Origin of the sequence: Amycolatopsis sp. (assembly GCF_036008905.1) — a bacterium.
In the GTDB taxonomy this organism is placed as follows: Bacteria; Actinomycetota; Actinomycetes; order Mycobacteriales; family Pseudonocardiaceae; genus Amycolatopsis.
On sequence record NZ_DASYMU010000023.1, the window covers coordinates 16,261 to 34,607 of the forward strand.

Below are 18,347 nucleotides of genomic sequence, written 5' to 3' on the forward strand. Positions count from 1 at the left end.
TCAGCCGCCCAGCCCGCGCACGAAACCGAACAGGCCGACGATCCCGCAGACGACCGGCACACAGGCGAGCACGATCAGCACCTCCAGCGTTTCGGCATACCGGCCGAGGTAGGCGTTCGGCGTCTTCCTGCTGTACACGAGTCCGATGAGGACGATCAGTCCCGCGCCGACGAGCAGCACGGGTCCGACCATGACGATCAAGTGCGCGGAGTCGGCCATCAGCGGTCCGGCGGCCAAACAAGCGGCGCCGGTCAACCCGGTGGCCAGCATCGGCATTCGATGGCGTATCGCCGGATACAACCGCGCCCGTAGACAGAAACCCAGGCACAGCAAGACAAGCAGCACGACCGCGGTCGTGCTGCCAGCCAAGGCCAACACGATCTGGCACACCACGGTCACGAGCGCGGAACCCGAAATCATGCCGGTGAGCAAGGCGTCCGCGCGCAGCACTGCCGCGTAGACGGCGTGCCGCGGCGGCTGCGGGTCGTCGCGTACGAGGTCGGCCGCGGTGCGCGGGAGGACCGGCATCGGCACACGGCTCAGCCGGATCGCGAGCGGGGTGAACAGCGGCGAGAACACGAGCGTCACCCCGGCCACGATCGCCGCGGCGCCGGCGGCGTCCACCGGTTCGGTGGACGCGGCCCAGGCGCCCAGCGCGCCGAACAGCCCGGCCGTGGCACCGGTCGCGAAGACCGCGGCCCGGTCCGCGACGCCGAGGTACCCCAGCACCGCGACGAGCAGCAACGCCGAACACCCGCCCAGCACCTGGGGCGCGCCGAACTCGGTGAGCGCCAACCCGCCACCGGGCAGCAACGCCCCGCCGGCGAACGCGTGCGGGAGGGCGAGCGCGGCCAGTACCGACCCGGCGCCCGCGTCCCCCATCGCCCGCGACAACGCCGTCCCCGCGGCCAGCAAGGCCAGGGCGAACCCCAGCGCGACATACCCCGGACCCGGCCATGGCGGCCCCGCCCGCAGCACGGCGACCAGCGCGAGCAGCACCCCGATCGCCCCGGCCGCGAGACCGGCTTGGCGGGTTTGGAGCGGCCCCCACAGGCGCCCGGTCCGGCCGGCGCCGGTCGCGATGGCGTCGACGAGGTCGTCGTACTCGAGCTCCGGCCATTCCGTGCGCCGCGAAACCAGGTGCAGCACCTCACCGTCGTGGACGCGGTGCGCGCCCAGCGAACGCGCGCTGTCGAGCGCGGTGCCGTCGGCCCGCCGGAGCAGCCACCCGCCGTCGGCGGCACCGTCGTCGGCCAGGCTCTCACCGCCGTGTCTCAGCAGGGCGGGCAGGATTTCGGCCACCGGCGAGCGCTCCGGCAACGCCATGTCGATCCGCCGTCGCGGCGCCGCGACGGTCACTCTGACCAGGCCTGTGGTCTTCATCCGGGCCTTCCCTCTCGGCGGCAGCAACCTGCCGCGCGGCTCCTGCCTGTTGGCGCGTTTTCTACGATGGGGTAGTCCGCGCGGTCACGGAACCGGGTCGGCAGCTAGATGACACACTCAGTCCCGGACCGACCCCGACGAAGACGAGCACCGATGGCGACGAATCCCGATCACGGCGAACTGGTTCCGCTCGCCCAAGGCCCAGTGGCGAGCGTGTTCGCCTCGGTGCGCCCGGAATCCGGCGACGCCGTCGCGTTCAAGGTCTTTCCCGAGCGGCTCGCGAAGCGGACCCGCACCGAGCTGGATCGCGAGCTGTCCCGGCTGACACCCCTGCGCGCGCAGGCGCCGATCCTGGTCGCCGACGGCGTCGAGGAGCTGCCCGGCGGACGCTCCGCGCTGCGGATGGAGCTGTGCTCGCAGTCGCTGCCGGAGCTGATCGGCGTGTTCGGCCCGCTTTCCGCCGCCGACGCCGTCGCACTGGGCCAGTCCGTGGCGACGGCATTGGCCGCCGCGCACAAGGCGGGTGTCCGGCACGGTGGCGTCACCCCCGGCAACGTGCTGTTCCGGCCGTCCGGCGAACCCGTGTTGTCCGACTTCGGCCGCGCGTTGCGTGATGCGTTCCCCCGCGACCCGATGTACAACGTCGACTACCTGCCGCCGGAGACCGTGCGCGACGGGACCTCGGACGAGCGTTCGGACCTCTACGGCCTCGGCGGCATCCTCCACCTGGCGCTGACCGGCGTCGCGCCGCATCCGCCGAACCGCGGTGAACAGCCTGGCGAGCACGTGCTGCGCGTCCTCGGGACCCCGGTCGCGCCGCTGAGCCGCCCGGACCTGCCCCGTGGACTCGCCGAGCTCGTCGGCGCACTGCTGGCCAAGGACCCCGCCGCGCGGCCCGCCGACGCGGGTGCCGTCGCCGCGCAGCTGGGCGCCATGTTCGCCGCACCGTCCATTGTGGAAAGGCCCGAGGGCTTCGACGATTTCGCCAGTGCGCCCCCACCATCGCCGGCACCGCGCAACCTGGGTCAGCCGCTGGCCGTTTCCGGCCCCCGCAAGCCCGAACGGACCACCACCGGCCGTACCGGGCTCGTGCTCGCCGTCGCCGGGACGGTGGCGGTGCTCGCCGTCGCCGCGGTGCTCCTGATCCGGAACGACCCGGCCGAGATGGCCATCCCACCGGCCTCGGTGAACACCGCGCCCCCGGTTCCGGTGCCGACGTCGTCAGCCGCGCCCGTGGTGCAGATCGAGCTCATGGAGCCCGCCGATCGGGGCAACTCCGTCGATCTGGCTTGGCGCAGCAGCGACGACCAGATGGACTACGCCGTGATCGTCGCCGGGGACGAGATCCCGCAGAAAACGTTGCTGGCGCAGCGGAACCACACACTGAGCGTCCCGGTGGACCCGCTGCGAAAGTACTGCTTCTCGGTCCAGGCGACCAACGGCCTCACCCTCGCCGAAAGCTCGCCGAAGCCCATCCGCGGCGCGACCTGCCGAGGCTAGTAACGACCGCAACTACCGCCATCTGTCGACAGATGGCGAAGGTTGCGCCCTCTCTAGGAGCGCGGCGGGAGCAGGGGGCGCGGGTTGACGGCGGCGCGCAGGCGGGCGCGCAGGCCGCGGTGGGCGAGGCCACGCCGGACGGTCCGCACGGCGGCCCAGGCATCGGCGGCGGCGTAGGCGGACGGATCCTTCCCCGACCACAGCGCCGCGTCCACAGTGGACCCCAACGTACGCAGGCCGTCCGTGGTGGACTTCCCGCCGAGATCCCCGGCCGCGACGGCGAGGTCCCGCACGGTCATCCCGATGGTCACCGGCACGTGGTGCTCCCGCAGCCGGTCACGCGCCTCATGCCACGCGCCGAGCACCGCCCCCAGACCGGGCCGACGACGGCGTCGCCGCGAGCGGGCCAGCTTGAGCAGCGGAATTCCGCAGAACCACAACAGGACCAACGCCGTCACCACGATCGCCACCGTTTCCCACGGGAACGGGCCGTCGTCGCCATCGTCGCCGCCCCTCGCCCCACCGGGGCCGGGCTTCGACACGGGCGCGTCCTTCAGCTGTCCCGCCGGCGGCAACTGCGCACGGGCCTGCGCGGTGGCCGCGGCCAGACCGCCGGCCCCCGCGGCGCCGCCCGCACTGGCCTCACCACTGGGATCCATCGGCACCCAGCCGACACCGGCGACGGCGACTTCGGGCCACGCCAGGACATCGCCGTTGCGGACGGAGTACGAACCGTCAGGACCGGGTGCCGTGGGCGCGCGGTAGCCGACGGCGAGCCGGGCGGGGATGCCCACGATCCGGGCCATCGCCACATAAGCCGCGGCGAACTGCTCGCTCGTGCCTTGTCGGGTTTCGAGCAGGAACTTGCTGAGCTGCGGCCAACTGTGCCCGCTCGGCAGGCCGGAACCCGTTGTCAGGCGGTAGTTGTCGTTGAAGAACTGTTCCAGCAGCAGCGCGGTCTGGAAGCTGGCGCGCAGCCCGTTCACCGACTTCCGCGCGAGCTCACCGACGCCCGGCGGCACCTCGCCGACACTTCCCAAGCCGCCCGGCGCGTACGAGTCGACCGTGGCATCGCGGAGGGCTTTCGGGTCGACCTGCGGTTCCCACCAAGTCAGCGTGTAATCGGCGTCAGCCCGTGGCCGGTTCTGCAGGACCAGCGTGCCCTGCGCCTCCTCGACGAGCGGATCGAGCCCGGTCACCCCGGCGGGCCAGGTCTGGCTGGGCAGCCAGGGTCCGCCGACGTCTTGGGCGCTGACGGTCGCGGTCCGCTGCCGGCTCGGCACTGTGACGGAAGGACCCGGCGCCAATTCGGTGCCCAGACGGCGATAGCTGCCGCCCGGCGTCCAGTTGACGCCGTCGAAGGAGTCGAGGACGACCAGTGGCCAGCGGTCGACCTTGGTGGCGGACCGGAAGCTGAACACCTCGGTTCCCGGATGTTCGAGCCGGTAAGCGATCTCGTTCAACGGGCTGGTCACCCGCGCGGAGTTCAGCGGCGCCGCCTGGTCGTCCTTGAGCGAGTACGCGGGCCCGGAGACGAGCAGCCCGGCCGCGATCGCCGCGGCCAAACCCAGTACCACCGCGGGAACGGCCGTCGCGAACGCCAGTTTCCGCGCCGCGGCGCCATCCGGCCGATCGTGGTCCGAAGCCGGGCGCGTCACGGCCAGCAAAGTCCCGGCGACGACCGCGTAGCCGAACGCGGATCCGAGCGCGGTCGTATCGGACAGCGACGAGTAGAGCTGGCTCAGGATCACGACGGCGAAGCTCGGCGCCAACGCCGGCAGCGGCTTACGAAGTCGTTGCAGCAGCTCGATTCCCAGTGCGATCGCCACCAGCACCAGCAGCGGGACGAACAGCAGCAACGCCGGTTCGGGCCGCGCGGGCCAGGTCGACTGCAGGGTCGACTGCCAAGAATCGGTGACCCCGGACGCCAGTGCCGCGAACGTTTCACCGGTGGGCAGCCCGCCCACGGTCGTCGGGAAGAGCACCGTCTCGGTGATCCCCAAGAGCCCGGCAACCACTACGAGCAGCGGACGCCACGGGACGAGCGATTCCTTGTGCGCACACAGTTCTGTCACGCCGTACGCGAGCAGAACGGTCACGCCGATCGGCAAGAGCAACGGCCCCAAGCCGAACACCGGGCTGAAGAACAGGCCGGCGACGGCGGCGGCGAGCAGGACGCACGCCCAGGACAAGCGGTTCATCCGGCCATCTCGTTCCACTTGCGTACCGCGAGTCCGGCGCCCTCGGCCCGCAGCACCCGCGCGCCGCGGACGGCCGGAGCCGCTCCGCCCGGCGCGATGTCGACGATCACGAGCGAGGAGTACCGCCCCCGCAAACCCGCGAGCGCCCCGAGCTCCGCCGACCCCGAAGTCACCACCGTGAGGCAGCCACCGCCGTTCCGGGTGGCGGACAGGACCTGCGGCACGAGCAAGTCGCCTTTGCCTTGGGCCACTTGGCAAAGCTCGTCGAGCAGACGCCGAGAGGCCAGCGCACCACCGGAAGTCGGCAAGTCGGCACCGCTGGAGGTGACGAGCCGGGTGTGATGCCCGGCGAGTGCCGAAGCCGTGATCAGCGAGCCGGCGAAATCCACGGCCTCTTCGAAGGCCTCGGGTTTGAGCGCGTCTCCGCGGGTGTCAAGCAGGAGGGTGAAGCGCGGTTGCTCGGGATCGGCGTAGTCGCGGACCATGAGCTTCCCGGTCCGCGCACTGGCTTTCCAGTGCAGGTGCCGGACTTCGTCGCCGATGACGTACTCGCGCACGTCCCGAAGGTCGATCGAGCCCCGCAGCGACTCATCGGTGGTGGTGCCTTCGTGGTGGTGACGCGGATGACCGCCGACGAGCGCCCGTGCCGCGTACTTGCGCGGATGGACCCACAGCGTGCCTGTTTCCCCGGTGGACAACCGGTTGCTCGCCAGCCCGAACGGGTCGACGCGGTGCAGGGTGAGCGGCCCGACCGTCATCCGGCCACGCACCTCCGTCGGCAGTTCGTAGTGATAGGTCGCTTTCCCGCCCGGCGCGAGGGCCCGCACGCGCACGGTCCGCGAACCGCGTCCAGCACGGTCGTTGGCCAGCCGGTCATTGGCCAGCCGGTCATTGGCCAAAAATCCACCATGCCGCTTGACTCCCGGATTCTTGACGAGCAGCTTCGCGAGCGCCGGACGGCCGCGTTCCACCCTGTCCGGGTACACCTCACGGCTCACCGTGACGTGCAGCCCGCGCGCGGTGACGAGCACCGCGGCGACGACCGCGCCGAGCAGGATTCCGCCCAGCGCGAGGAAAAGCGGGTAGCTGCCCCAGAACCCACCAGCCAGCAGTCCCGCGGAGACGACGAGCAGGGCGATTCCGCGCGGGGTCAACCGCATGCTCAGCGGCCCAGTGCGTTGGCGGCGGGCGCCGGTGTCGCGGCGAGCACCTCACCGATGATCTCGTCGGTGCCACGCTGGTTGAGCTCGGCCTCGGGCGTCAGGACGAGCCGGTGCGCGAGCACCGGGACGGCGACGTCCTTGATATCGTCGGGCGTGACGAAGTGGCGGCCGTCGGTCGCGGCGAGCGCCTGGGCGGCCCGCACCAGCGCGATGCTCCCGCGGGGGCTCGCGCCGAACCGCACGGCGGAATGCTCACGGGTCGCGCCGGCGAGCCGGGCCGCGTACACGCACACCTCACGGTCCAAATAGGACCCGCGTACTTCGGCGATCGCGTTCTGCAGCGTGGGAATGTCGACTACGGGCGACAGATCGTCCGCGGACACCCCGGCGCAGTCGCTCATGATGACGAACACTTCGGAATCGACGTCCGGATAGCCGACGGACAACCGCATCAGGAACCTGTCGAGCTGGGCTTCGGGCAGCCGGTAGGTGCCCTCCATCTCGATCGGGTTCTGCGTGGCCACCACCAGGAACGGCCGTGGTACCTCGCGCCCGACGGAATCCACCGTGACCCGCCGCTCCGCCATCACTTCGAGCAGCGCGGACTGCGTTTTGGGCGTACCACGGTTGATCTCGTCCGCCACCACGATGTTCGCGAAGATCCCACCGGGGTGGAAGGCGAACCGCTCGTCCTTCTGGTGGTAGACCGTCACTCCCGTGATGTCGCCCGGCAGGAGGTCCGGCGTGAACTGGATCCGGGTCATCTTGCCGCCGATACTGCGGGAGAGACACCGTGCCAACGTCGTCTTACCGAGCCCCGGGACGTCCTCGATGAGCAGATGCCCCTCCGCGAACAGCGCCGCGATGGCCAGCCGCACGACCTCCGGCTTACCGCGGATCACCCGCTGGACGTTGTCCGAGATCAGTTTGTAGACCTCGCCAGCGTTGGACATGCTCATCCGGTCCCCCGAGTCCACGTGATGCGATTGGATGTCATTCCGTCGACGACGACCCAGACCTGCGAGCCGACGATGCCGTAATGGAAGGCTTCAAAGGTGAGGTCACCCTTTTCGTCGGTGTCCAGCGTCTTGCCGGGGTTGCCGTAATCGGTGTTGGTGGAGCGCGGATCGACGTGATAGCTGGTGTTGGGCTTGAAACCCTTCATCATCACTTTGATCAACGCGCAGTTCGCCCCGGTACAGCCTTCGGCGGGATAGGTTTCGGCCCGGCCGCGAGCGATGGTGACGGTCTTGGTCGACGTCGGTGTGATCCGGACGGAACCGGCCGATCCCTGCCCGGCGCTGTTCTCCGCCACCACGGTCACCTGGTACGCCACGCCGCCGGTCAGGCCGGTCAGCACGCGGCTGCGCGTCCCACCGTCCACAGTGGCCGAACCACCGGTGCCGGACGTGGGTTTCCACGTGACGTGATAGGCCGTGACAGCTGCACCGTTCGCGGGAGCCGCACCCCAGTTGATCGTCGCGGTTCCGGGGCCCGCTTTGGCGGTGACGTTCGCGGGCGCGCCCGGCACGCTCGCCGGTTGTTCCTTGGGCGGGGCAGGCGGATCCGGCGGCGGTTTCGGTGTCGACGTCGGTGTCGGCTTGGGTTTGGTCGGCGGTTTCGGCTGAACAGGGGGCTTCGCGCCCTGGTTGCCTTGGGATTCCTGCCCGGGCTGGTTCGCCGGCTGGCCGGTCGGCGTATCGGGTTTCTCGACGGGCGGTGCCACCGGTGAGCGGGATTCCACCGGCTTTTCGGGGCCCACCACGGGAACCTGACTGACAGAACCGTCGGGATCGACGACCACGACGTGCTTGCCCTCGGCGCCGTCGACGTAGACGCGCTCGTCCTCGCCCCGGGTCAGCCGCGGGTCACCGGACTCGACGGGGATCGCCGTCTCTTTGCGGTCCTTGCCGTCGCTGCCGTAGGTCAGCAAGGAGTTCTTCCCGCGGTCGAGCAGGACGACCGACGATCCGGCGGCGGCCGGGCCCGAGTACTCCCCGGCCGGGAGGTCGATGGTCACCGGAGCGACGCGGGGGCGGTCCTTCGACAGCCCGGCGGTGTCGATGAGGTGCATGCGATGCGCCGCGGGGTCGAGGATCGCGACCCGGCCGGCCACGTCCGAAGACGCGAGCTTGGCCGTCGGCGGCACGTCGAGGCCGATGTCGGCGGAGTCACCGAGCCCGGCCGCCCCGATGCTGATGAGCTTGTCCGCGGCGGTGTCCACGAAGACCGGCTTGTCGCCGACGATGGTGAGGCCACCGGTGTGGCCCTGCGGCGCGACGGCCGGGCACGAGAACGCCTCGGCGTCCTTCGGCAGCTGGCACAGTGAGCCGGTGTCGAGCCGGTTCACCCACAGCGTGCCGTCACGGGAGGCGACCGGATCGCCGAGGCTGCCGCTCGCGGAGATGGTGGCGCCGTGCTCGCCGAGGCGGACGACCCGGCCCGCCTGGCGGAAGACCAGGTACGGCCCGCCCGCCACCTCGATGGCCACGGGGAGTTCGCCCGTCGGCAGCTCGGTGGACTTCTCCACCGCCAGGCTCGACTTGCCGAACTCGAGCACCTTCGCGCCGCCGACGACGTAGCCGTTGGTGTCCCCCTGGACGACCTGGCTGCCCGGTTCGAGACCGGGCACCGTCGCTTGGACGTCGACGTCCTTGCTCGCGCCGTTGATGTGGAAAAGCAGCCCGAGCGCGGGATTGGCGATCCAATGGCCGGCTTGGCTGAATTCGATTCCGCGGACCGGGGCGGCCGCGCCGGACAAGGCGACCGTGACGGCCGCCACACAAGAAGCGACCAACAGCACCAGCGGTAAGCGCGCGAAGCGCGAACCCGTCCCGGTGCCGCCGGATCGTGGAAGAATGGCCGTCCATTTCACGTGATCAGCGTAAAGTACGGCATACAATTTCGGTTCATTATCCGTACACAGGAGGTCGGCGGTGCTCCGTTCACGCCGGGCTTCGCTGGTCGTCGGCCTGCTCGCGATCCCGGTCCTGATCGCCGCGTTATGGTTCGCCGTCACTCGAACGGGTGAACCGGAATTGCTGGAACCCACCGCGAACGGGCCGTTGACCATTCTTGGTTCCCTCGCGATAGAGCCCAAAGCACCTGTCGCGGGACAAGTCGTGACAGCGCGAGCGCGAATCTCCGCCGACCGGCCGGTGCGCCTGGAAACCCTGGTGGTCAAGGTGCGCGACGAACTCGGCGCCTTTCACGACTTTCAGCCGTCGATGAATTACGACCTCGGCACCGCGGACCAGGATTTCGTGGTGACCCAGCAGTTCACCCGGCCCGGGCTCTACTCCTACTACCTGTCCTACCGGACGGCGTCGGGCTGGACGAGTCTGCCGCCGTGGCAGGGTTTCACGGTCCGCTGACGGGCAGCACCAGTTCGAAGATCGCGCCGCCGTCCTCGGCGTTGTAGACCCGCAGCACCCCGCCGTGGGCCTGGGCCACCCACCGGACGATCGAAAGGCCCAGACCACTGGACCCGCCACTGCCACTGAACCGGTCGAAGGCCTGCTCGGCGAGCGCCGCGTCGATCCCCGGCCCGTGGTCGGCCACGGTGACCCGGCCGCCCGCCACGGTGATGTGCACGATGGCGTCAGCGCCGGGCTGGCGCCCGTAGCGCAGGGCGTTGTCCAGCAGATTGGCGATGGCGCGCTGCACCAGCACCGGGTCGGCGTCGACCTTGGTCGGGGCCGCGGTCAGCGTCACCTGGGCACCTTCGGTCTGGGTGTCCTCGACGACCCCGGCGACGAGCTGGTCGAGCCACACCGGCTGGATCGCGAGCTGTTCGACACCCGCCGCGAGCCGGGCGCGCACGAGCAGGCCGTCGATGATGCTGCCCATCCGGGAGGCGAGCCGGACCGTCCGCGGCAGGAGATCCGCGCGCTGGGCGGGGTTGCGCAACGCCGTCTCGGCCAGTGCCCGCAGCGCGGCGACCGGCGTGCGGAGGTCGTGCGCGGTCTCGGCGAGCAGCACTTCCTGTTGTTCCAGTGCGGCGACCGCGGGCCGGATCGCGCGGCCGGAGATCACGTGCCCGGCCGCGGCGACCACGCCGATCAGCACCACGCACGCGCCGACGATCAGCAGCGACCGCTCGTCGTGCCGGGACTCCTCCGGCCCCGCGTCACTCGTCGCGACCACCGCGCCGATGTACTGCAGCGCCGGGTTCCGGAACGGCTCCGCGTACACCCGCACGAACTCACCGCCGGTCCCCCTGATGAAGCCGTTGACGAGGTTCCCGCTGCTCACGGCCATGCTCGCGATCCGGGTGAGCTCCGAATTGTCCACCGCCACACAGCGATTCGCGCTGACGTGGCCTTTGAACGGCGTGGCCCCGCCGGGGAGGATCGCGAACTGCGGGCACTGGCCGTTGAGTTCGTCCTCGCTGACGCGCGCGGTCACGATCGCACCGCTGTCGTATTCGATCAGCCGCTGGACCGTGGAGGTCACCGTGCGCAGGTCGGCGTCGAGCCGCTGCTCCCCCTGCCGGGCGTCGTCGCGGATCACGAGCCAGGCGAACAGGATCAGCCCGGCCGCGTTCATCGCGGTGAACAACAGCGTCAGCAGCAGCCTGAGCCGGCGCAGGCCGTCCGCGGAGGAGCCCTTCACGAAGCCGCCAGCCGGTAGCCCCGGCCGCGGACGGTGTGGATCAGCTCGGGCTCGCGCAGTTTCTTGCGGAGTCGTTTGACCACGACGTCGACCACATTGGACATCGGATCGGTCTGGGTGTCCCAGCAGTGCTCGATCAGGTCGGTGCGCGCGATGGCCTCACCAGGCCGCGCGATCAGGCACTCCAGCACCGCGAACTCCTTGTCGCTCAAGGTGAGCAGCACGCCCGCGCGGCGAACTTCCCGGCGCGCGCAGTCGACTTCGAGGTCGGCGTGGCGGAGCACGGACGGGCGCCCGCTGCCCGCCCGGCGGCACAGCGCGAGCACGCGGGCGGTCATCTCCGCGACGGCGAACGGCTTCACGAGGTAGTCGTCGCCGCCGTGGTCGAACCCGGCGACGCGGTCGGCCAGGCTGTCGCGCGCGGTCAGGAACAGTACCGGGACGGCCCAGCCGGATTGGCGGCGCTGGTGGACGTAGGTGATGGCGTCGCCGTCCGGCAGCATCCTGTCGAAGACCACGCAGTCGTAGTGCTCGCGCGCGAACGCCGTGTCGGCCGCCGCGATGCTCTCCGCGCCGTCGACCACGAGCCCCGCCGAGCCGAGTTCGGCCGTGACGGCGACACGCAGATCTTCGTCGTCCTCCACCACCATCACCCGCACGGGCGTCCTCATCCCGGTCATGTCATCAAAACCTCATATGTCGGGAGGGATGGTAGGCGCAAGCAAGGGGACGGCGCCGCGCGAGCGGCTCGACGACGGGGGTGTGGACAAGGTGCTCTTCCACGTTCTGGGACCGCTCGAGGCACGCGGCCACGAAGGCGCGGTACTCGAACTCGGCGCCGGCAAGCCCGCCACGGTGCTCGCGACCTTGCTCCTGCACCCTAACGCGTGGGTGCGCGCGGATCAGCTGATCGAGGCGACATGGCATGAACAGGTCGCGCCGGCCTCGGCGGAGGCGAACCTGAAGACGTACGTGTCGAACCTGCGCCGGGTGCTGCCGACGCCGATCGACAGCCGTCCTGGCGCGTATCGCCTGCGGGTGGAGCCCGCTGAGCTCGACGCGCGCTGGGTGGAGGAGCAGGCCGTGGTGGCGCGGCGCGCGATCGCGCGGGGCTCGTGGGCGGCGGCGGTGCCGGTGCTGGAGGAGTCCCTCGCGCTGTGGCGTGGCAAGCCGTATGAAGGTCTCGCCGGTGAGACGGCTTGGGCCGCCGCCGATCGGCTCGGTGAGCTGCACCGGGAACTGCGGGAGATGCTCGCCGAAGCCCGGTTGGCGCTGGGGCAGCCGCTCGAGGCGATCGACGCCTTGCGGGAGCTGACCACCGAGGACCCGTTGCGCGAGGACGCGTGGACTCAGCTGGTCACGGCCTTGCAGCTGGCTGGACGTCGTAGCGAAGCGCTCGCGGCCTACCGGCGGGCCCGGTCGGTGCTGGCCGAGGAGCTCGGCGTCGAACCCGGTCCGGCGCTCGTCGAGGCGCATCGGAAGGCGCTTGCCGGTGCGCCTCGGTTCGTGGCTCAGCGGGAATTGCCGCGCGAGGTAACCGAGTTCGTCGGCAGGGCAAGGGAGATGGCGGTCCTGCGGTCGGCGCCGGTAGTGGTGATCGACGGGATGACGGGCGTCGGGAAGACCGCGCTCGCCGTGCACGCGGCCTACCAGCTCGCTCCACGGTTCCCGGACGGGCAGTTCTTCGTGGACCTGCGGACGTCGCCGGAGCCCGGCGAGGTGCTCGGCCGGCTGCTGCGCGGGATCGGGGTCGCGAGTGTTCCATCCGATGTGGACGAACGTGCCGCGCGGTGGCGCTCGGAGCTGACCCGGCGGCGGGTGCTGCTGGTGCTCGACGACGCCGTGGACGACCGCCAGGTGCGGCCGCTGCTTCCCGGGGCTTCCGCGAGCTCGATGCTGATCACGACCCGGAACCGGGGCTGGCGTCTGGAGTGCGCCGAGCAGATCTCCCTTGCGCCCCTTGATGACCACGATTCCGCTGAGCTGCTTGGTATGGATGCCCGGAGCTGCGTTGACGACGTCGTGCGCGCGTGCGGCGGGCTTCCGGGTGCGTTGCGCGCGGCGGCGACCCGACTCCAGACTCGTCCTTTGTGGACCGGAGCCGATCTTGCCGAGTGGGTCGCCGAACTCGGCCTGTTCGAAGAAGTGAGTGCCCAGCTCAGCCCGGCGGAGCTGAACGCGTTCCGCGCGCTCGGTGAATTGCCTGCCGAGTTCGACGTCCGGCTCGCGGCGAGAACGCTCGGTCTCGGTCACGCGGAAACGCGCCGGCTGCTGGAGAGTCTCGTCGACCGGCACCTGCTCGACGTCACCGTCCGGTACCGCACGCATCCGCTGGTCCGGGCGCAGGCCTGTCAGCTCGCGGCGCTGCCGCGGGTGGTGAGGATCGCGTGATGACCCAGGAATCAGCGGTGTACACCCTGTCCCAGGCCGCGCCCGCGCCGGCTCCGGCTCTGGCGGCAACCCGGGTGACTCCGGTCGCGACCGTGGTCGCCGCGGCTCCCGCGCAGGCTGCTTCGGCTCCCCGGGCCGCCGCACCATCGCGGATGATCGTCTCCGCCGCGGTGCGGGCGGGCGGGGTCCGGCCGACGCAGACCGTCGAAGCCGCGCCTCGACCGGCCGAGTTCGTCCCACCGGTTCAGGAAACCGTTGCCCGGAGGCGGATCCCGGTGCTGCGGATCGTCTGCTGGCAGCTCGCGCTCGTCGCCGGCGGTCTCGCCGTCGACCGGCCGTGGCCGGTCGCCACCGCGCTCGGTGTGACGGCCGCGGCGCTGATCGGCGTCAGCGCGGTCCGGTTCCGCGGAGAGTGGCTGTCGTCCTGGTTGGCGCGAGGCACCGGGTATTTGCTGCATCGGCGGCGCCACGACCTCGAACAGCGCGAGCAGAACGCGCTGCTGCCGATGTTCGCCCCCGGGGCAATGCTGGGCACCGGTGAGATCGGCGGGATTCCCACCGGACTGCTCAGCCGCCCCGGCGAGGTCATCGCCCTGCTGCGGCCGAGGTCGACGACCTCGGAGTTCGTCGACGCGGCCGCGTCGAACTCCCTGCTGCCCGAACAGGATCCGTCGATGCCGGAGTTCGGCGGGCAGCTGGTGCTGCACGCCGGTCCGCAGCGCGACCGGCCGCCACGGGCGTGGTACGCCGTCCGCGTCCGGCGCGATGTCAGCACCTTCCACGACGACGAGCTGAAAACGGCTCTCGCCAACGCCGTCCGGCGCACGCTGCGCCGGCTTTCCCGCGCCAATCTTCCCGCCGACGCACTGTCCGAAGAGGACTTCCAGACCACGCTGGAGGCGCTCACCCACACCGGTTCCGATCGTGGTGCCATCAGTGAAGATTGGCGGTTCTGGCGGGCCGGGCCGGTGGCACAGGCGGGATTCCGGGTCGTCGGACTCCCGGGAACGGGACACGGCCCGGTGTTCGGACGTCTGCTGTCCGCCGCGCCGGGCACCGCGATCACCATCGGTGTCGCCGGAGCCACCACCGTCCTGCGGATCGCCGCGACCTCGGAACACGCCGTCGACACCGCCGCCGGAGAACTGCAGCGGCTGGGCACGAACTTCGGCCTGCGACTCGAACGACTCGACGGGCAGCACGGTTTCGCCGTCGCCGCCACCTTGCCCATCGGAGGGAATCCACTGTGAACACACTCACCGCTCCTGCCCGCCTTTCCCTGCTGCGTCCCGCCGACGGCACCCAGACGCACTCCGGTATCGACGCGAAACTGGCGTCCGCGACCCGCGAGGTGCTGGTGGCCCGCACGTCGTCGACGGCGTTTCCCGGGCCACTGGCCACGTTCCGCAAGGTCGACCACGACAACCTCCGCCGTGGCGTGCGATACCGGGTCGTCGTCCCGGACCGGGCCCGCACCACGCCGGGCCTTTCGACGCAGCTGGGCAGCCTCGCGCTGGCGGGCGCGGACGTCCGCACGATGCCCGAGGTACCGATGGACGCGCTCGTCATCGACGGCACGCTCACCGTGCTGCCGTCGGACCGCTCCGGCGGCGTCGCGATGTTCCGGCTGCCAAGCGTGGTCACGACGACGATCGAGCTTTTCGAGCGCGTGTGGCCCTCGGCCGTACCGCTGATCGCGTCGGAGCTGCCGGACGCGGCCGAGCTGAACCTGCGCGAGCGTGAATTGCTCACCCTGCTTTTCGGGGGCAGCACGGACGAATCCGCCGCCGCACAGCTCGGTATTTCGGTGCGGACCGTGCGCCGGACGGTCGCCGACATCATGAACCGGCTCGGCGCGCGCAGCCGGTTCCAGGCCGGAGCCAAGGCCGCCGACCGCGGTTGGCTGATGGAACGGGCGGGCTGATGCCGTCAGCGGCCACCGGGCGCACGGTGCTCGTCGACGCCCAACGCCACGGCGCTTACCCGACCATTGGCGAAGCGCTGACGGACTGTCCTGATGGGACGGTCGTGTCCATCGCCGCCGGGACCTACGCCGAGACGCTCGAACTCGTCGGGCGTGACCTCACCTTGCGCGCGGCCGAAGGAAGCGAGGTGATCCTCGACGCGACCAGTGGCGACCGGCCCGTGCTGCGCGCTCAAGGTGGTGAGCTGACCCTGCACGGGCTGATCCTGCGTGCCGGGACCGCCGCAGCGGTGTCCACAGAGGACACTTTGCTGGCCGTTTCCCGGTGCACGCTCAGCGCCGCGCTGGGTCCAGGGATCGTCGTGCGCGGCGCGGGGAAGTTCACGATCCGCGGGTGCACGATCGCCGACGCCGAACACGGCATCATCGTCGAGGGCGCGTCCGGAACCATTGAGGACACGAAGATCGACAATGTCGCCGGGGACGGGATCATCGTCGGGCTCGGCGCGGATCCGACGATCCGTTCGTGCCGGATCTCCGGCTGCGGTCAGCGTGGGCTCTACGTCTACCAGTACGCGCGGCCGATCGTCGAACGCTGCTCGATTTCCCATACCGCGCAAGAAGGAATCGCCGTCGCACACCACAGCGCGCCGGCGATCGACCGGACCACGGTGTCCGATGTCCGCGGAGTCGGGATCGCGTTCGGCACCGGCTGTAACGGTTCCGTGCGCGCGTGCCGGCTCGAAAACACCGCCGAGCCAGGGATTTCCGTGGCACCCGGCGCTTCTCCTGAGATCGAAGCCGCTTCGGGTGTCGGAGAAGTCGATGGGCTGCTCGCGGAGCTCGACGGCATGGTCGGGCTGCCCGCCGTGAAGGACGAAGTCCGGGGGCTCGTCGACGAAATCCAGGTCAACACCTGGCGCCGACGAGCAGGCCTGTCGATCGGCTCGGTGAGCCATCACCTCATTTTCGCGGGCGCGCCGGGCACCGGGAAGACGACGGTCGCGCGCACGTACGGCAAGTTGCTCAAGGAACTCGGCGTGCTGCCGCGCGGGGAGTTCCTCGAGGTGTCCCGACGCGACCTCGTCGGGCAGTACATCGGGCACACCGCCGAAAAAACGGCCGGGGTGTTCGAGCGGGCGCGCGGTGGCGTGTTGTTCATCGACGAGGCGTACACACTCTCGCGCGGATCCGGCGGCGACTTCGGTCAGGAAGCCATCGACACGCTCGTGAAGCTGATGGAAGACCATCGCGACGACGTCGCCGTGATCGTCGCGGGCTACACCGACGAAATGCTCGATTTCCTCGCCGCGAACCCCGGTCTGGCGTCCCGTTTTGCGAAAACCGTGCGGTTCGAGGACTACCACCCGGATGAACTCGTCGGCATCATCGGCCGAATGGTCTCCGCAGCCGATTACGAACTCACGCCGGACGCGACGCCGATGTTCATCGAGTTCTTCACCCGGATCTCCGCGCAGCCCCACTTCGGCAACGCCCGCGACGCACGGCGGCTCTTCGAAGCGATCCGCAAGGCGCAATCCCAACGGCTGCGCACGCTCGGCCGTATCCCGGACGTCACGGAATTGCGGACGCTCACCGTCGAGGACGTACTCGCCGCCATCCAGTGAGCTCCGCGGATGCCGGGCTGTTCGCGGCCCGCTACTGTCTGCGTTCGTGCGTGTGTTGGTCACCGAGGACGACGAGAACCTGCGCGTGGCCGTCGAGGCTTCGCTGCGGAGTGCGGGATTCGCCGTCGACGTCGCCGTGGACCTGCCGCAGGCCGACGAGGCGCTGAGCGTCAACACCTACGACTGCGTGGTGTTCGACAGGATGCTGCCGGGCGGGGACTCCCTGGACTACGTCGCCCTGCGACGCCGCGAGGGCTGGGGCGTGCCGGTGCTGTTCCTGACCGCGCGCGACAGCGTCGCCGACCGGATCGCCGGGCTCGCGAGCGGTGGTGACGACTACCTGGTCAAGCCGTTCGCCGTGGTGGAGATGGTCGCGCGGGTGCGCAGCCTGTGCCGCCGCACCGGTACCGCGCCGACGCCCGTGCTGCGGCGATCGGGCCTGGAACTCGACATCAGCCGTCACGAAGCCCGCCGGAGCGGCGTGCTGCTGACGTTGACGCGCAAGGAGTTCGCCGTGCTGCACCGGCTGCTGGCCGCCGACGGCCGCAACGTCACCCGCGCCGAACTGACCGCGGCCGCTTGGGATGAGCTCGTCGCGCCGACGTCGAACGTCCTGGACGTCCTGATCGCCCAACTTCGCCGCAAACTCGGCCCACCCCCTTTGGTCCACACCGTCCGAGGCATCGGCTACGTCCTCCCCTGACCCACCCCGAACTTCCGAACATGTCGACATATTCGGAAGCTTGACGGTCACAAAGGGGGCGACATATCTAGCGCGCGAGCTGGCCGAGGACGAGTTCGACGCTGGCCTGGAGCTCGTCAGCGGCGTCCTCGATGCCCGAAAGGTGCCGGAGCAGGCCCTGCTGGAACAGGCCGTCGAAGACGCCGTACGCCGTCCCCGATCCGACGGCCAGCGGCAAGCCGGACAGCTCGCTGTAGCGGCTGACGATCCGCCAGATCATCCGTTCGAGGCTCTGGTCGATGTCGAGCACGTCCACCCGGAACGCCTCTTCGAACAGGCTCTGGTTCCGCAGGTCGTACCAGAGCCGGTGCAGCGTCGCGTCCTCGCGCAGCGTGCCCGCCATGGCCGCGCCGAAGCCCTTTCGGAGTTCGTCCGCGGTCTTGGCGTCGGCCACGATCTCGTCGTAGCGCTTGACGCATTCGGCCTTGTACTGCCGCACGCAATGCGTGATCAGCTCGACCTTGTCGCGGAAGTAGTAGTGCAGCACCCCGTGGGAGAACTCGGAGTTCTGCGCGATCTCACGCAGGCTCGTCCGGGCATAACCGAGCTCGGACAGGGTCTGGAGCGCGGCCGCGGCGAGCTGGGTCCGCCGTTCGGCGAACTTGTCGACCTGGCGGCGTGAGATCCGGTCTTCGACTTGGGGCACCGGGAGAGTCTACCCGGGACTCACCCGGCTCCGGCAAAAATCTTGACAGTCGTCCAGAAAAGTCTTGACGACTGTCCAAAGAAAGCTATGGTGAGCCATACGTCACAACGGCCGCGTCCGTTCGGCGGAGTGGCGACATCGCGGTCGCCCACGAT

At 70.2% G+C, this 18,347-nt stretch carries 15 protein-coding genes; 7 read left to right on the top strand and 8 right to left on the bottom strand.

The features are described 5' to 3' along the window. Positions 1-1,383: a type VII secretion integral membrane protein EccD gene (eccD, locus tag VGP60_RS04365; RefSeq protein ID WP_327546535.1), complete on the bottom strand. Its 1,383-nt coding sequence runs from the start codon at positions 1,381-1,383 to the stop codon at positions 1-3. Positions 1,384-1,536: 153 nt separating this feature from the next. On the opposite strand from eccD, the gene VGP60_RS04370 reads away from it, so the two are divergent. Continuing rightward, positions 1,537-2,883 (top strand): serine/threonine protein kinase, encoded by a 1,347-nt coding sequence (locus tag VGP60_RS04370; RefSeq protein WP_327546536.1) that lies wholly within the window; start codon positions 1,537-1,539, stop codon positions 2,881-2,883. 53 nt (positions 2,884-2,936) lie between these two features. Here the strand turns inward: VGP60_RS04370 and VGP60_RS04375 are convergent, their stop codons facing one another. Genes VGP60_RS04375 through VGP60_RS04390 form a run of 4 tightly spaced genes read right to left on the bottom strand, consistent with a single transcriptional unit; the run spans position 2,937 to position 9,122 of the window. Then, positions 2,937-5,084 (bottom strand): transglutaminaseTgpA domain-containing protein, encoded by a 2,148-nt coding sequence (locus tag VGP60_RS04375; RefSeq protein ID WP_327546537.1) that lies wholly within the window; start codon positions 5,082-5,084, stop codon positions 2,937-2,939. Then, positions 5,081-6,244, bottom strand: coding sequence for a DUF58 domain-containing protein (locus VGP60_RS04380; protein WP_327546538.1), 1,164 nt, complete (start codon positions 6,242-6,244; stop codon positions 5,081-5,083). Before VGP60_RS04380 ends, VGP60_RS04375 begins: the two co-directional genes overlap by 4 nt. Before the next feature lie 2 nt (positions 6,245-6,246). Continuing rightward, positions 6,247-7,206, bottom strand: coding sequence for a MoxR family ATPase (locus VGP60_RS04385; RefSeq protein ID WP_327546539.1), 960 nt, complete (start codon positions 7,204-7,206; stop codon positions 6,247-6,249). Next, the gene (locus VGP60_RS04390; RefSeq protein ID WP_327546540.1) at positions 7,203-9,122 is read right to left on the bottom strand and encodes a fibronectin type III domain-containing protein; all 1,920 of its coding nucleotides are present in this window, start codon (positions 9,120-9,122) and stop codon (positions 7,203-7,205) included. The genes VGP60_RS04385 and VGP60_RS04390 overlap by 4 nt, the downstream gene beginning before the upstream one ends. 61 nt (positions 9,123-9,183) lie before the next feature. Between VGP60_RS04390 and VGP60_RS04395 the strand changes: the two genes are divergently transcribed. Continuing rightward, a complete protein-coding gene (locus VGP60_RS04395) occupies positions 9,184-9,621 on the top strand; it encodes a hypothetical protein (protein ID WP_327546541.1) in 438 nt (145 codons plus the stop codon). Here VGP60_RS04395 and VGP60_RS04400 read toward each other — a convergent pair. Both VGP60_RS04400 and VGP60_RS04405 read right to left on the bottom strand, forming a co-directional pair. Continuing rightward, positions 9,608-10,861: a HAMP domain-containing sensor histidine kinase gene (locus tag VGP60_RS04400; RefSeq protein ID WP_327546542.1), complete on the bottom strand. Its 1,254-nt coding sequence runs from the start codon at positions 10,859-10,861 to the stop codon at positions 9,608-9,610. The genes VGP60_RS04395 and VGP60_RS04400 overlap by 14 nt on opposite strands. Continuing rightward, entirely contained in the window at positions 10,858-11,532 is a 675-nt protein-coding gene (locus VGP60_RS04405) for a response regulator transcription factor (protein ID WP_327546571.1), read from the bottom strand. The genes VGP60_RS04400 and VGP60_RS04405 overlap by 4 nt, the downstream gene beginning before the upstream one ends. Positions 11,533-11,569: 37 nt before the next feature. Here VGP60_RS04405 and VGP60_RS04410 point away from each other — a divergent pair, with 37 nt between their 5' ends. Genes VGP60_RS04410 through VGP60_RS04430 form a run of 5 tightly spaced genes read left to right on the top strand, consistent with a single transcriptional unit; the run spans position 11,570 to position 17,507 of the window. Beyond that, entirely contained in the window at positions 11,570-13,252 is a 1,683-nt protein-coding gene (locus VGP60_RS04410; protein WP_327546543.1) for an AfsR/SARP family transcriptional regulator, read from the top strand. Beyond that, positions 13,252-14,502, top strand: a complete 1,251-nt coding sequence (locus VGP60_RS04415) for a type VII secretion protein EccE (RefSeq protein WP_327546544.1) — start codon at positions 13,252-13,254, stop codon at positions 14,500-14,502. The genes VGP60_RS04410 and VGP60_RS04415 overlap by 1 nt, the downstream gene beginning before the upstream one ends. Then, on the top strand, positions 14,499-15,176 hold the full coding sequence (locus VGP60_RS04420; RefSeq protein WP_327546545.1) for a LuxR C-terminal-related transcriptional regulator: 678 nt from the start codon (positions 14,499-14,501) through the stop codon (positions 15,174-15,176). The genes VGP60_RS04415 and VGP60_RS04420 overlap by 4 nt, the downstream gene beginning before the upstream one ends. Further along, positions 15,176-16,804 (top strand): right-handed parallel beta-helix repeat-containing protein, encoded by a 1,629-nt coding sequence (locus tag VGP60_RS04425; RefSeq protein WP_327546546.1) that lies wholly within the window; start codon positions 15,176-15,178, stop codon positions 16,802-16,804. The genes VGP60_RS04420 and VGP60_RS04425 overlap by 1 nt, the downstream gene beginning before the upstream one ends. Positions 16,805-16,850: 46 nt before the next feature. Further along, the gene (locus VGP60_RS04430) at positions 16,851-17,507 is read left to right on the top strand and encodes a response regulator transcription factor (RefSeq protein WP_327546547.1); all 657 of its coding nucleotides are present in this window, start codon (positions 16,851-16,853) and stop codon (positions 17,505-17,507) included. A 67-nt stretch (positions 17,508-17,574) separates the two neighbouring features. On the opposite strand, the gene VGP60_RS04435 is transcribed toward VGP60_RS04430, so the two are convergent. Next, positions 17,575-18,192 carry a TetR/AcrR family transcriptional regulator gene (locus VGP60_RS04435; RefSeq protein ID WP_327546548.1) on the bottom strand — a complete coding sequence of 206 codons (618 nt, stop codon included), beginning with the start codon at positions 18,190-18,192 and terminating at the stop codon, positions 17,575-17,577. Positions 18,193-18,347 lie beyond the last annotated feature (155 nt).